Genomic DNA, 13,534 nt, shown 5'->3' with positions numbered 1-13,534 from the left:
CTGGCGTTGTTCGTCGTCAGCAGCTCAGATTGAAAAAGGCGACGTTGGGCAGGTCGACGTATCGCTCCGCGCTGGTTCCGTGATGATAAATCCTAACGATGTCGTAGTTCTTGGCGAGATAGGGTATCAGTATCTCGGCCGGCAGGCCTGCGGGGGCCATGATCCCAGATGCAAACAAGGTATGATCTCGCAGGTGCGGATGAGGTTTAATGTACAGATCGACACGTTTTGCGCTTAGCTTTTCGGCGATAGCGGCCTCCGGCTGCCAGTTGGTCATATAAAGAGCGCACTCGGAATGACCCGGAATGGGAAAGTCTGGCATGGCAAAGACTTTGGCCCAGAAATCGAAATCGTCCTCAATCACCTGTGCGATGCTGGTCGAAATCTGCAGGACGGTCGCGACTTCGCCCACCTTCTCTTTATATTCGGCGGGCTCCAGGACATTGATGTAGTCAGTGAAGCGGCTGTGACCAAATCGGGTGCCAATGCCGATCAGTCGAAACAGACGTTCCCGCCAGCCCCGATAAAGGTCGGATCGATAGGTTCCCACGCCCTCCTCGAACACATGAATGTTTATCCGCGGCAGTGCTGCCTTGAGGCGCGCAAGTCGGATAAAGCTGCGCGGGCCGACATCAGCGTCAATAAAGATCGACTTGGGAGCCAGTAGACGTGCGGCGGTCATCGCGTCGTCGCGCGACGCCGCATAAGTGACTTCAACCTCAGCCAGACGAGCCAGCCTATCGGTCACCTCACGGGCACCGTCAAACTCGTCAAAGATGATGATTTGCGACGGTTGGCCAGCGCGATCTCGCCGAAGCGCATGAGCGATCAGAATTTGAAGCGGCTTTCCTACAACGTAAGCGTCCATTGAGAATGTCGCCTAAGCCCGGTCGCCGCCATCTTGAACCGCGCTCTCAGCCGACGTGCCGTCTGTTTGCATAGCCGCCCTTTCGCCCGACGCAGGCGTTCGCGCGCCACCATAGTTGCGGTAAACGATGAGCAGCGCCGCCAGCAGCGTGCCCAGCACCCAGATCATTGCGATCAGCCTGGTGCGGCCCTGCCCCACCGGCTTGTCGTCGGCAAGGGCCGGATCAAGGATTTGCACCGTCCCATGCGCACTGGCGCGCAGGATGCGCTGCTCCTGCACGACCTTCATCAGCTCAAGATAGATCTGCTGCGCGATCTCCACATCGCGTTGCAGGTTCTGCAATTGCAACTGCGCATCCGGTACCGCCGACAGGTCGTCCAGAATGCCTTCGCGGATCCGCTCCAGCCGCTCGCGTTCCTTGGGCAGCTGATTGTCGCGCAGCAGTTCTTCGTTCTCGGCCAGACGCTTCAGCAGAAACTCGGTCTGCACCTGCATGTTGATGGTGCGCGATTCCTTCTGGAACTCGTTCAGGGCCTCTTCGGCGCGGTCGATCGCGGCCATCGCGGCGGGCAGTTCCTTTTCCACATGCTCGACCCGGCGCTGCGCGGTCGCGACCGCATAGCGATCGTTGAAGGCGGAGTAGATCTCCAGCGTGGTGGACAGGATGTGCTCGGCCCGGCGTGGATCATAGTCGCGGAAGGCAAGCTCGATCAGTTCGGTCCGGCGAAGCTGGCTGACGGTCAGCGCCTCGTCCATCCATTTCATCGTGTCGAACAGCGTGTCCTTGCGCAGCAGGAAATCCTGGCCGGGATCGCCGGACAGGGCGGTGACGTTCAGCGCAAAGCCAAGATCGGGCAGCTCGATCTTTTGCCCAACTGTACCGTCCACGCGGTCGCCGTTCGGCAGTTCCAGCCGGAACCTGCCGTCCTCGGTCAGGATCAGGTCCATGTCCTCACCATACCATGCGCGCGGCACGGTCAACTCATCAACGGTGATGCTGGCGGGGCCAGCCTGACCGGCACCAAACAGCAGGCTGCCAAGGACGGGCAGCCGCTGCATCAGCGGCGGGTGGGCGGGGCGGGCCAGCACTTGCAGGTCCAGCGCCTCGATCACCGCGCCCATGATTGCACGCGACTTGACGATGGCGATTTCGGTTTCCATCGCATCGCCACCACCGCCGCCCAGCAACGGCAGGTTCAAACCCGCGGCCATCAACGACGAACCCGGCTCGATGCGGATATTGGCGGTGCTTTCGTAAGCGTTGGTGATCGACAGCGCCACCAGCAGCCCGATCACCAGCGCCGCCCCCGAGGCCAGCGCCATCGCGCGCTTGCGCCGCAGGACGACGCGAAACACCTCGGACAGGTTCAGGATGTCTTTTTCAGCGGCGGCATCGGTCATCATCTGTCTCGGGATCTGGGGCAAGGTGCAGGCTTTGTCTTAGCAACATCGCAGTCGAACTCAACCCGTCAGGGTAGTGGCCGGTCGGACTGGAAAAGTGGCGCGATATATAAAGATCAACAAAATCGTTGCCATAATGCCTTTGAGGGGCGCTGAGATTTGAACATACCAAATGATGGCGAAACCGAACTGCAACTTGAACAAGAGAAAAGCATAAACGAGATTGCGAACGGCTAGAGCCGATACCAATTTCTGCTGCAGAACACCCATAGCGAATGAAATCACCGCATGTAGGGCCATGGACAGCACCGCACCAAGCGTAAGAATGGGTAACGCCGGCATAAACCCCGACAGAACATTGCCTATTTCATCATAGTGACTGAACAAGCTAACAGGCAAATATCTGAAAGATATGAATTGCTGGCCGCTCTCAAACGGCCAACAGCCGAACAGGCACTCTGATCGGCCGGGCCACAGCGACAAAGCACCGGGCTCGTCGAAAACGCTCCATAGAAGTTGCGCCTGAAGCGCGGCGCGTACAAGTAAAAAGCCCGCTTCTTTCTCCTGCATCATATAGCTCGTCACTGCGAAGATCACGAGCATGATCAAAGCGCCAACCGCCAGCAAAAGATGCCCGCGCCTTAAGGTGACCTGTCCGATGGCTCCTGGCACGACGAAGAACCAGGCATTCATGAACACAATGAACATGGTGAATTTTTCGCCCAAAACGAAAATGGCCGTTAGGACGTAGCTACCCAGGATCAAAGTGGGCAGCATGAGGCGCTCACTTTTTTTCCGTTGTGTCAGGTAGTAGAAGGCGACAAAGAAAAAACTTTGGCTAACCAGACTGCCGAGGATGGCCGAACCCGGAGGGGCAATTTCACGCCAGAATGTCTTGCGATCAACGCCGAGGAGGACGGGGCCACCCGTCGCGGCCAAGACATAGGCGGCTATGGCAAGCGTCAAACCGACGAACAGAAAGATCAGCGCGCGATTGGCAGCCTCCGACGGCCGCAGCATGCCGTGGCCCCAACGAAAGCGCGCCGCCAGATGGTAGCCGACGCGGCATACCTCAAGCCCCACAACCAGATAGATCAGCAGAACCCAGAAGATGCCGTTGGCGGTGCCAACACGCCCAATCTCGATCATCAAGGTTCCGGCGCTGATGATCGCTGCGCTCAGCATCATGCCGACCGTGTAGTAGATCTGGAAAAAGCTGGTCAGCACCACAGCTTGCTGATTGCGCAAGAAGATCCACAGATAGATCAGCGTGGCCAGCACGCCAAAGCCCTGCGCCCAGCTGACCCAGGGCCCCGGTGCGGCGCGTTCGACCAGATACAGCACCACCCCGGCGACCAGCATCACTCCGGACGCCAGAGCCCGCGCGGACACGTGCCAATCACCATCCTCACTGTGGCCGGGCAGGGTGACGGTCGCCTCGGTCATGCCGCGCCATCGGTGTGATAGCCCTCGGCATGGGTGGCGATCAGGTGGCGCACGGCGGCCGCATCCTGTCGGGTGATACCATCGGCCAGATCGCTCAGAAGCTTCGCCAGCCGCGCCGGGTCGGGCATGTTTTCGTTCGCGCGCATGATCTTGGGATGCGGTGTCTGCACTAGGTTGTCACCGCTGATCAGTAGTTCCTCATACAGCTCTTCACCCGGGCGCAGGCCAGTATAGCGGATCTCGATATCGCCAAGCCCGGTTTCGGGGTCGCGCAGGCTGCGACCCGACAGCAGGATCATCTGCCGCGCCAGATCGGCAATGCGGCGCGGCTCGCCCATGTCCAGCACGAACACATCGCCACCCTGGGCATAGGTGCCCGCCAGCAGCACCAGCCGCGCCGCCTCGGGGATGGTCATGAAGAACCGGGTCACCTCGGGGTGGGTGACGGTCACCGGGCCGCCGCCCTGGATCTGGCGCTGGAACAGCGGCAGGACCGACCCGGACGACCCCAGCACGTTGCCGAACCGCACCATCGAAAACAGCGTGCCGTCGCTGCGGGTCTGCGCATCCTGCACAAGTTGTTCTGCGATCCGCTTGGTCGCGCCCATGATATTGGTCGGCCGCACCGCCTTGTCGGTCGAGATCAGGATCATCCGCGCCACGCCCGCGGCCCGCGCCGCATCCACCACATTGCGGGTGCCCAGGATGTTGTTGCGCGCGCCCTCAAGCTCGTTCGCTTCGATGATCGGCACATGCTTGTAGGCGGCAGCGTGAAGGATGACGTCGGGCCGGGTCTCGTTCAGCACCTGCCGCAGCCGCACCCGATCCGCGACCGATCCCAGCCGGGTCACGATCCGCACATTCCGGCAATCGGCGCGTTCCAGCAGCTCGCGCTCGATCGTATACAGCGCAAATTCGCTGTGCTCGAACAGGATCAGCGTGGCGACCTTGCCCATCGCCAACTGACGGCACAGTTCCGAACCGATGGAGCCGCCCGCCCCCGTGACCATCACTGTCTTGCCCAGATAGGTGCGGGCGATGTCAGGATGATCCAGCGCCACGCTTTCGCGGCCCAGAAGGTCCAGCGGCGTCACCTCATTCGGGCTTTCGGCGGCCGGGCGCATCAGCAGATCCATCAGCGAGGGGGTCGCGCGCACCTTGAAGCCCTGCTCCTGGATGCTGGCCAGGATTTCATCGCGCCGGGGACCGGTCAGGGACGGGATGCTCAGCCAGATTTCCTCGAAGCCCCATTTGCGTTGCAGGCTCTCCAGATCGCGCGGCGATCCGACCGGCAGGCCGCCGATCACCAACCGGTGCAGGTTCGGGTTGTCGTCGATGAAGCCGACGGGGCGGGCGTCGGTCGACCGATGCAGGGTCGCGGCCAGCTGGATGCCGGCCGTGCCCGCGCCATAGATCGCCACACGCTTCAGGCCGCGATCCAGCGTCAGGCGGTTCAGCACCTGCAACACCACCACCCGCGCCAGCACCAGCAGGCCAAAGAACACCACCCCGAACAGCAGCCACAGCGATGCCAGCACCGGCCCGCCGCGCAACAGGGCGATCAGCGCCATCGCCGCCGCCGTCAGCGCCGCGACCATCGCCAGCCGCACCACCGCCGTCGCATCAAAGGCGCCCAGCTTCAGCCAGGGCAGGCGAAAGCCAAAGACCACCGCCGCCGTCACCGCCAGCAACAGCAGCAGCGTCAGCCCGTCCATCGCCACGCCCGGCATGAACAGCAACACCGTCACCGCAAAGGCCAGACCCGCCAACGCGACGTCATGCACAAAGAACAGGGCCTTCTTGGTCTGACGGGGCAGACCGGCAAGCTGTGCCGCGACGCGCTTCAGTGGCAATGTCGTCTCCCGCAGTTGCCATCACAAAGGCCACCCTGGCCGGGTGGTCCCGTTCCTTGACGCGGCTTTGTAAAGTCTTCTTGGTCAAAGCTAAAGTGCTTTGACGATGGCACCGCGCAAGGCAGGCATCGCGCCGCCGAACACGTTTAGGTGAGGGTCTGGCAGGGCGCCGCCCATCGCCCCTGCCGCATCCGCGCATGTCATTGGCAGCGGGTCGCAAAGAACCTATAGTGCGCGCGCACATCAAAGGAACCGCCATGAAACCGTCCCTGCGTCTGCTTCTGATGACCTCGACCGCGGTCTGCGCCACCGCCAGTGCCGGGTTGGTCACGGCTGAACCGACGATCGGATCGTCGCTGAACAGCTATGGGATGCCGGGCGCGATCGAGACCCCCACCGCCGAGGTGCTGCCCGACGCCACCGCCGCCGGCACGCTGAACAAGACCACCTATGCGCAGCGCAGCAACCTTGCCTTCCAGATCCTGCCGCAGGTGACCGGTCTGTTGCGCTATGCCACGATCCCCGGACTGGATCCGACGCGCGGTCGCGGCAAGCTGTATGACCGCAGCTTTGACGTGCATTATCAGGTCTTTGGCGAAGAGGGCTGGCGCCCCGCCGTCGCCATCGGTCTGCGCGATTTCATGGGCACCGGCGTCTATTCGTCGGAATATGTCGTCGCCACCAAGACCCTGGCACCCGGCATCAAGGCCAGTGCCGGGATCGGCTGGGGCCGTCTGGCGGGCAATCACCGCACCGCCAATGTCGGCCAGGGCGGCGTGCCGGATGTCGACAACTGGTTCCGTGGCACCGCCAAGCCTTTTGGCTCGATCAGTTGGCAGGCCAGCGACAAGCTGAGCCTGACCGCCGAATATTCAAACGACATGTACACCCGCGAGGTGGCCGAGGGCGCGACGCCGCTGACCCGGCACATCAACCTGGGCGCCAGCTACAAGCTGACGCAGGGCGCCACCGTGTCCGCCTATACACTGGGCGGAGAGGTGTTCGGGGCGCAGATCTCATTGGCGATGAACCTGAAGGATTCGCCCTTCCCGTCGGGGCTGGAACCCGCGCCCGCGCCGGTGCGCCCGCGCGTTGCACCGGGGGCCGACCCGCAGGGCTGGTCCGGCGCCTGGACCGCCGACTCGACCGCGCATCCGGCCATTCAAAAGGCGCTTGGCGATGCCCTGGCGAAAGAGGGGCAGCGGCTGGATTCCATGTCGCTGTCGGCCAACCGCGCCGAGGTTCGCATCCGCAACGACCGCTATTGGCACCAGCCCGAGGCGATCGGCCGCACCGCGCGGCTGATGACCCGCGCGCTGCCGCCCTCGGTCGAAACGCTGGTCATCACCTCGGTCAAGGCCGGGATGCCGGTGTCATCCGTCGAACTGAAGCGGTCCGATGTGGAACGGCTGGAAAACGGCCCCGCCGCCGACATCGCGCAGCGCGCCCAGATCGTGAACGCCGCGCCCAATCCGGGCGATCTGGTGGCGACCCCCGGCCTTTATCCGCGCTTTGAATGGGGGCTGAAGCCCTATGGCACGCTGGTGCTGTTCAACGCCGACACGCCCTATCGCTATGAAATCGGGGCGGAACTGGGCGGCAAATACGAATTGATGCCGGGCCTGGAAATCGCGGGCCACCTGCGGCAGCGCGTCCTGGGCACCGCCAAGCAGACCGCGCCGCGCGGCTATACGCTGGATCAATACCTGGCCAAGACCGATGACTATGCCGCCAACGGCATTCCACATGTGCGGTCGGATTCGGGCATGTATAACGGCGCATCCGGCCCGGTCGTCAAAGACCTGACCCTGGCCTGGAAGGCGCACCCGACGGAAACCACCTATACCCGCGTGACCGTGGGCCTGCTGGAACGCGCCTATGGTGGCGTCTCGGCGGAAGTGCTGTGGAAGCCGGTGGATTCGCGCCTGGCCTTGGGTGCGGAAATCAACCATGTCAAAAAGCGTGACTTTGAAAAAAGCTTCGCCTTCCGCGATTATGAGGTCACGACGGGCCATGTGTCCGCCTATTACGACTTTGGCGGCGGCTTCTGGGGTCAGATGGATGTCGGCAAATATCTGGCCGGCGATGTCGGCGCGACCGTCGCGCTGAACCGCGACCTGTCGAACGGCTGGCGTTTGGGGGCCTATGCTACCAAGACCGACATGAGCGCCGAGCAATTCGGCGAAGGCTCGTTCGACAAGGGTATCCGGGTCACGATCCCGCTGTCCTGGGCGGTCGGCACGCCGTCCACGCGCAAGGTCGATACCGACCTGCGGTCGCTGTCACGCGATGGCGGGGCGCGCGTCAACGTCGATGGTCGTCTGTATGAAGGCATCCGCGATGCCCATACCGGCAAATTGTATGAAGGCTGGGGGAAGTTCTGGCGATGATCGGCACGCGCAAACAATTCACGCTTCGGGCGCTTGGCGTCGTGGCAATCGCCCTGCTGGCGGGTTGCGGCTCGGGCCAGACCGACACCGGCAGCCTGGGCATGGTGCGCCAGCTTGCGGCGCCAGCACTGGCCAAGGTCGGCCTGGGCGCCAAGCCCGCCGCCCCCGCCGCCGCCCCCAACCCCGAGGCCATGGCCAGCCGCGCCCTGGCCGCGAATCCCAACCCGTTGATCCTGGTCGGCATCGAATCCCTGGGCGGGATGCAGGTGATGGCGCTGAACGGCAGCAATGGTGACATGCGCACCTATATGACGCCCTCGATGCAGGCGATCGTCACCCGCCGTGGGCTCGTCACCGGCACCAAGGGCTTTGGCCATGACCTGTCGTCGGCCGATCTGAACGGCGTCGCCCCGCTGATCCTGGGCCGCCGCGCCGGTGAGGGGACGCGCACCATGCGTTACATCATGGGCGATGCGGTCGAACGTCCGGTCACCGTCACCTGCAAGGTCACCCCCGGCCCGCGCCAGTCCGTGCCCTTTGCCGGGCGGACCTGGGCCGGCACCACGGTGGCAGAATCCTGTCAGGGCAGCGGCGTCAAGTTCGTCAACAGCTATCTGGTGGGCGACAATGGCACGGCGCTGATCTCGCAACAGTGGGTGGGGCCGCGGATGGGGTCGGTGACGATCCAGACCATCCGCGACTGATCGGTTTTTCGCAAAAGCTCTGCGTCTGGCGTGACTTGTCGCGTCAGACGCGATGTGGCAAACCTCTGGGACGTGCCCCCCGACCGGAGCCAGCACATGCAGGTTGACGCGACGCCGATCCCCGGTCTTCTGCTGCTGAGCCCGCGCCGCTTTACCGATGCGCGCGGCTTTTTTGCCGAGACCTGGAGCCGCCGCACGCTAGAGCTGGCGGGCGTGCATCTGCCCGATTTCGTGCAGGACAACCATTCGCTGTCGCACCAGATCGGCACCATTCGCGGCCTGCATTTCCAGTCGCCGCCCCATGCCCAGGGCAAGCTGGTGCGCTGCGGGCGCGGGCGGCTGTTCGACGTGGCGGTGGATGCGCGGCGTGGCAGCCCGACGTATGGCCGCTGGTTCGGCGTCGAACTGTCGGCGGCCAATGCCGCGCAATTGTGGATCCCCGCAGGGTTCCTGCATGGCTTCGTCACGCGCGAGGCGGACACCGAAATCATCTACAAATGCACCGATTACTACGCCGCGGACTGCGACGGCGCGGTGCATTGGGATAGCGTCGGTATCGACTGGGGGCTGACGGGCGATCCGCTGCTATCCGACAAGGACGCGACCGCACAGGCCTTTGCCGATTTCGCCTCGCCCTTTGAATGGGGGGGCGCGGCGTGAAGATTCTGGTCACGGGCGGCGCGGGGTTCATCGGCTCGGCGGTGGTGCGGCTGGCGGTCGGGCGCGGGCATCAGGTGGTGAATGTCGATGCGCTGACCTATGCAGCGAACCTGGAAAACATCGCCAGCGTGGCGAATACGCCGGGCTATGCCTTTGAACATGTGGACATCCGCGACCGCGCCGCGCTGGACCGGGTGTTTGCGCAGCATCGGCCCGACGCGGTGATGCATCTGGCCGCCGAAAGCCATGTCGATCGGTCCATCGACGGCCCCGGCACCTTCATCGAGACCAACATCACCGGCACCTACAATATGCTCGAGGCCGCCCGCGCCTTCTGGACGGCGCAGGGACGGCCGGATGGCTTCCGCTTTCACCACATTTCAACGGATGAGGTGTTCGGCTCGCTGGGGGCCGAGGGCCAGTTCACCGAGACCACCCCCTATGACCCGCGCAGCCCCTATTCGGCGTCCAAGGCAGCCAGCGACCACCTGGTCCGCGCCTGGCATGAAACCTATGGGCTGCCCACGGTCCTGACCAATTGTTCCAACAACTACGGCCCCTTCCATTTCCCTGAAAAGCTGGTGCCCGTGGTGATCCTGAACGCGCTGCATGGCCAACCGATCCCGGTTTACGGCGACGGCGGCAACATCCGCGACTGGCTGTATGTCGAAGATCACGCCGATGCCCTGCTGCTGTGTCTGGAAAAAGCCGCGGTCGGCCGCAGCTACAACATCGGTGGCGAGAATGAGGCGACGAATATCGACTTGGTGCGCATGATCTGCGCCCATCTGGACGATCTGCGCCCGCAAGGCGCACCGCATGACCGGCTGATCACCTTTGTCACCGACCGCCCCGGCCATGACCGCCGCTATGCGATCGACCCCAGCCGCATCCGCAGCGAACTGGGCTGGCGGCCCTCGGTTACGCTGGATCAGGGGCTGCGGCATACCGTGGAATGGTATCTGGCCAACGAAGATTGGTGGCGACCGCTGCTGAACCGTCAGGGTGTGGGGGAGCGGCTGGGACGCGGATCATGCTGACCGCGCGTTTTCGCTCGGGTTATATTGCGGGTTCTCTGGCCCCCGGATTGGCTGGGCGAACGATCCTTGCCGCGATGCCGGTGCCGCTGGTCGCCTTAGTCTTGCCGGATGTGGATATGATCTGGTTTCACGCTATCGATCATGGCAGCATCCACCATCACCCGTATTGGACGCATATCCAGGCTTTCTGGCTGGCGCTTGCGCTGCCAACCGTCGCGCTGACGTGGAACAGCCGCTGGCGATGGGCGGTCGGTCTGTTCTTTGCGGTGATCCTGTTGCATCTGCTGCTGGACAGTATCGGCGGTGACATCATGTGGGCCGCCCCGTTCAGCGACCGTTTTTTCAGTCTGGTGACGGTGCCCGCGACCCGGGGTCACTGGGCCTTGTCCTTCATGCTGCATTGGACCTTTGCGTTTGAACTGGCGATCTGGCTGTGGGCATTCGTCCTGTGGCAACGGAGGGGATCATGATCCTGATCTTTGGCCAGACCGGGCAGGTGGCGCGGGAATTGGCGCGGTTGTTGCCGGATGCGGTGTTTCTGGGGCGCGACCGGGCCGATCTGACCGACCCGGTCGCTTGCGCCGCAGCGATCGGCGCGGGTGATTACAGCGCCGTCATCAACGCCGCCGCCTATACTGCCGTGGACCGGGCCGAGACGGACGCCCAGACAGCCCGGCTGGTGAATGCCGATGCCCCCGGCGCCATGGCGCGGGCCTGCGCCGCGCGGGGCATCCCGTTCCTGCACGTCTCGACCGATTATGTCTTTGACGGTTCAGGCAGCCGCCCGTGGCATCCGGGCGACCCGACGGGCCCGCTGGGCGTTTACGGCGCGACCAAGCTGGCGGGTGAGGATGCGGTGAGGGCATCCGGCGCGCGGGCGGCGATCCTGCGCACAAGCTGGGTGTTTTCGGCGCATGGCAGCAATTTCGTGAAAACCATGCTGCGCCTTGGGGCCGAGCGTGACCGGCTGACCATCGTCGCCGACCAGATCGGCGGCCCGACGCCCGCCGCCGCCATCACCCGCGCCCTGGTGACGATGGCAGCCGCAATGCAGGGCGGGCAGCCGGGCGGCACCTATCACCTCAGCGGCGCGCCCGACACCTCCTGGGCCGACTTTGCGCGCGAAATATTTCGCCAGTCCGGGCTGTCCTGCCAGGTCGAGGATATTCCAACCGCCGCTTACCCGACCCCGGCGAAACGCCCGGCCAATTCGCGCCTGAATTGCGACAGCCTGACGGCGGATTTCGGTATCGCGCGCCCCGACTGGCGCGACGGGCTGACCACCGTTCTGGCCGAGCTGAAAGGATAGACCATGCAGCGCAAGGGCATCATTCTGGCCGGCGGCAGCGGCACGCGGCTTTATCCGATCACCCAGGCGGTGTCGAAACAACTGCTGCCGATCTATGACAAGCCGATGATCTATTATCCGATCAGCGTCCTGATGCTGGCCGGCATCCGCGAGATGGCGATCATCACCACGCCCGAGGATCAGGCGCAATTCCAACGGCTTCTGGGCGATGGCAGCCAATGGGGCCTGACCTTCACCTGGATAGTGCAGCCCAGCCCCGACGGTCTGGCGCAGGCCTATATCCTGGCCGAGGATTTCCTGGCCGGGGCGCCATCCGCCATGGTGCTGGGCGACAACATCTTTTTCGGCCACGGCCTGCCGGAACTGATGGCCAAGGCCGATTCCCAGCCCAGCGGCGGCACCGTCTTTGGCTATCACGTCGCCGACCCCGAGCGTTATGGCGTGGTCGACTTCGACACGGATTTCCGGGTGCGCGCGATCATCGAAAAGCCCGCGCGGCCGCCGTCATCCTTTGCCGTCACCGGGCTTTACTTCCTGGACGCCACCGCCCCGGAACGCGCCCACCGCGTCACCCCGTCACCGCGGGGCGAGCTTGAGATCGTCACCCTGCTGGACAGCTACCTGGCCGAGGGCAGCCTGAGCGTCGAACGCATGGGGCGCGGTTTTGCCTGGCTGGACACCGGCACCCATGCCAGCCTGCTGGATGCGGGCAATTTCGTGCGCACCCTGCAAGATCGTCAGGGCTTGCAAACCGGCTGCCCCGAGGAGATCGCCTTTCAAAAGGGCTGGATCAGCCGCGCCGATCTGCGCGCCTTGGCCGGACGCTGCGCGAAGAACGACTATGGCCGCTATCTGATGCGGCTAGCGGACGGGGCCTAGGCCTGATCCTCGGCGGCCAGCACGGCGGCCAGACCGGCGCGGTAATCTGGATAGGCCAGCACCACGCCCAGATCGGCCTTGATCCGCTCGTTCCGCACCCGTTTGGATTCCGCATAAAAGCTGCGCGCCATCGGGCTTTGTTCGGCGGTGGCGTAATCCTCGGCCGGGGGGATCGGCAGGTTCAGCATCCGGGCGGCGGCCTCGATCACGTCCTCGGGCGGGGCCGGTTCGTCGTCGCAGACATTATAGACCGCGCCGGGGTCGGGCCGCGCGATCGAGGCCAGTACCACGGCGGCGATGTCATCGACATGGATGCGCGAAAAGATCTGGCCGGGCTTGATGATGCGCCGCGCGGTACCGGCACGGACCTTGGCAAAGGGGCCGCGTCCGGGGCCATAGATGCCCGCCAGCCGGAACAGGTGCAGCGGCAGGCCGCAATCCGCCGCAAAGGCCTGCCAGTCGCCTTCGGCCTCCACCCGCGCACGCCCGCGCCCGGTGCTGGGCGACAGCGCCGTGCCCTCATCCACCCAGGCGCCCTGATGATCGCCATAGACATTGGTCGAGGACAGATACCCCGCCCACCGCAATCTGGGCGCTACGCGGCGGATGACCTCGCGCGCGGCGGTATCAGCCAGCACCGGGTCGCCCCCCTGATCCGGCCCGGTCGAGATCAGCAGATGGTCCGCGCTGTCCAGCGCCGCAGCGACCGCCGCCGGATCGCCCGGCCAGATCAGCGGCGTGGCCCCGCTGGCGCCGATGCGTTCGGCCCCTCCCGCATCGCGCGTGGTGCCGGTCACGCGCCAGCCCTGCGCCCGCAAGGCGCGGGTGATCGCCGCCGCGCTGTAGCCATGGCCAAAGGTGAAAAGATGTCCGCTCATGCCGCGACTATCGCGCCCCGGCCCGCAGCCCGCAAGCCCGGCACGCCCAGATGTCTTGCAACTGTGACACCGGAATGAGAACCTGCCGCATCCGGGGACCGGCCAG

General features: G+C 64.3%; 12 protein-coding genes. 7 read left to right on the top strand and 5 right to left on the bottom strand.

Annotated elements, in window-relative coordinates:
* Positions 1–16: 16 nt before the first annotated feature.
* From ACEYYA_RS05145 to ACEYYA_RS05130, 4 genes are read right to left on the bottom strand one after another with little or no spacing between them, the layout of a single operon-like run.
* Positions 17–868, bottom strand: coding sequence for a polysialyltransferase family glycosyltransferase (locus ACEYYA_RS05145; RefSeq protein ID WP_374798288.1), 852 nt, complete (start codon positions 866–868; stop codon positions 17–19).
* Positions 869–880: 12 nt separating this feature from the next.
* A complete protein-coding gene (locus ACEYYA_RS05140) occupies positions 881–2,272 on the bottom strand; it encodes a GNVR domain-containing protein (protein ID WP_374798286.1) in 1,392 nt (463 codons plus the stop codon).
* Between the two features lie 57 nt (positions 2,273–2,329).
* Positions 2,330–3,715 (bottom strand): hypothetical protein, encoded by a 1,386-nt coding sequence (locus ACEYYA_RS05135; protein ID WP_374798284.1) that lies wholly within the window; start codon positions 3,713–3,715, stop codon positions 2,330–2,332.
* The gene (locus ACEYYA_RS05130; protein ID WP_374798282.1) at positions 3,712–5,568 is read right to left on the bottom strand and encodes a polysaccharide biosynthesis protein; all 1,857 of its coding nucleotides are present in this window, start codon (positions 5,566–5,568) and stop codon (positions 3,712–3,714) included. The genes ACEYYA_RS05135 and ACEYYA_RS05130 overlap by 4 nt, the downstream gene beginning before the upstream one ends.
* A 257-nt stretch (positions 5,569–5,825) precedes the next feature.
* Here ACEYYA_RS05130 and ACEYYA_RS05125 point away from each other — a divergent pair, with 257 nt between their 5' ends.
* The 7 genes from ACEYYA_RS05125 to rfbA all read left to right on the top strand — a co-directional run bounded on the left by ACEYYA_RS05125 (position 5,826) and on the right by rfbA (position 12,550).
* On the top strand, positions 5,826–7,958 hold the full coding sequence (locus tag ACEYYA_RS05125) for a YjbH domain-containing protein (RefSeq protein ID WP_374798280.1): 2,133 nt from the start codon (positions 5,826–5,828) through the stop codon (positions 7,956–7,958).
* Positions 7,955–8,662 carry a YjbF family lipoprotein gene (locus ACEYYA_RS05120; RefSeq protein ID WP_374798278.1) on the top strand — a complete coding sequence of 236 codons (708 nt, stop codon included), beginning with the start codon at positions 7,955–7,957 and terminating at the stop codon, positions 8,660–8,662. The genes ACEYYA_RS05125 and ACEYYA_RS05120 overlap by 4 nt, the downstream gene beginning before the upstream one ends.
* 96 nt (positions 8,663–8,758) lie before the next feature.
* The gene (rfbC, locus tag ACEYYA_RS05115) at positions 8,759–9,322 is read left to right on the top strand and encodes a dTDP-4-dehydrorhamnose 3,5-epimerase (protein WP_374798276.1); all 564 of its coding nucleotides are present in this window, start codon (positions 8,759–8,761) and stop codon (positions 9,320–9,322) included.
* The gene (gene rfbB, locus ACEYYA_RS05110) at positions 9,319–10,362 is read left to right on the top strand and encodes a dTDP-glucose 4,6-dehydratase (RefSeq protein WP_374798274.1); all 1,044 of its coding nucleotides are present in this window, start codon (positions 9,319–9,321) and stop codon (positions 10,360–10,362) included. Before rfbC ends, rfbB begins: the two co-directional genes overlap by 4 nt.
* Positions 10,356–10,832 carry a metal-dependent hydrolase gene (locus tag ACEYYA_RS05105; protein WP_374798272.1) on the top strand — a complete coding sequence of 159 codons (477 nt, stop codon included), beginning with the start codon at positions 10,356–10,358 and terminating at the stop codon, positions 10,830–10,832. Before rfbB ends, ACEYYA_RS05105 begins: the two co-directional genes overlap by 7 nt.
* Positions 10,829–11,671 carry a dTDP-4-dehydrorhamnose reductase gene (gene rfbD, locus ACEYYA_RS05100; protein ID WP_374798270.1) on the top strand — a complete coding sequence of 281 codons (843 nt, stop codon included), beginning with the start codon at positions 10,829–10,831 and terminating at the stop codon, positions 11,669–11,671. Before ACEYYA_RS05105 ends, rfbD begins: the two co-directional genes overlap by 4 nt.
* Positions 11,672–11,674: 3 nt before the next feature.
* Positions 11,675–12,550, top strand: a complete 876-nt coding sequence (gene rfbA, locus ACEYYA_RS05095; protein WP_374798268.1) for a glucose-1-phosphate thymidylyltransferase RfbA — start codon at positions 11,675–11,677, stop codon at positions 12,548–12,550.
* On the opposite strand, the gene ACEYYA_RS05090 is transcribed toward rfbA, so the two are convergent.
* Positions 12,547–13,428, bottom strand: coding sequence for an SDR family oxidoreductase (locus ACEYYA_RS05090; RefSeq protein ID WP_374798266.1), 882 nt, complete (start codon positions 13,426–13,428; stop codon positions 12,547–12,549). The two genes, rfbA and ACEYYA_RS05090, sit on opposite strands and share 4 nt — an antisense overlap.
* Positions 13,429–13,534: the final 106 nt, after the last annotated feature.

Origin of the sequence: Paracoccus zhouxuedongae (genome assembly GCF_041927815.1) — a bacterium.
In the GTDB taxonomy this organism is placed as follows: domain Bacteria; phylum Pseudomonadota; class Alphaproteobacteria; order Rhodobacterales; family Rhodobacteraceae; genus Paracoccus.
The sequence above is the reverse complement of the archived record's forward strand: the minus strand, read 5'-3'. Positions and strand labels throughout refer to the sequence as shown.

Coding starts and splice junctions, on each gene's coding strand:
- ACEYYA_RS05145 (WP_374798288.1), bottom strand. CDS start 868: ATGGACGCTTACGTTGTAGGAAAGCCGCTTCAAATTCTGATCGCTCAT.
- ACEYYA_RS05140 (WP_374798286.1), bottom strand. CDS start 2,272: ATGATGACCGATGCCGCCGCTGAAAAAGACATCCTGAACCTGTCCGAG.
- ACEYYA_RS05135 (WP_374798284.1), bottom strand. CDS start 3,715: ATGACCGAGGCGACCGTCACCCTGCCCGGCCACAGTGAGGATGGTGAT.
- ACEYYA_RS05125 (WP_374798280.1), top strand. CDS start 5,826: ATGAAACCGTCCCTGCGTCTGCTTCTGATGACCTCGACCGCGGTCTGC.
- ACEYYA_RS05120 (WP_374798278.1), top strand. CDS start 7,955: ATGATCGGCACGCGCAAACAATTCACGCTTCGGGCGCTTGGCGTCGTG.
- rfbC (WP_374798276.1), top strand. CDS start 8,759: ATGCAGGTTGACGCGACGCCGATCCCCGGTCTTCTGCTGCTGAGCCCG.
- ACEYYA_RS05105 (WP_374798272.1), top strand. CDS start 10,356: ATGCTGACCGCGCGTTTTCGCTCGGGTTATATTGCGGGTTCTCTGGCC.
- rfbD (WP_374798270.1), top strand. CDS start 10,829: ATGATCCTGATCTTTGGCCAGACCGGGCAGGTGGCGCGGGAATTGGCG.
- rfbA (WP_374798268.1), top strand. CDS start 11,675: ATGCAGCGCAAGGGCATCATTCTGGCCGGCGGCAGCGGCACGCGGCTT.
- ACEYYA_RS05090 (WP_374798266.1), bottom strand. CDS start 13,428: ATGAGCGGACATCTTTTCACCTTTGGCCATGGCTACAGCGCGGCGGCG.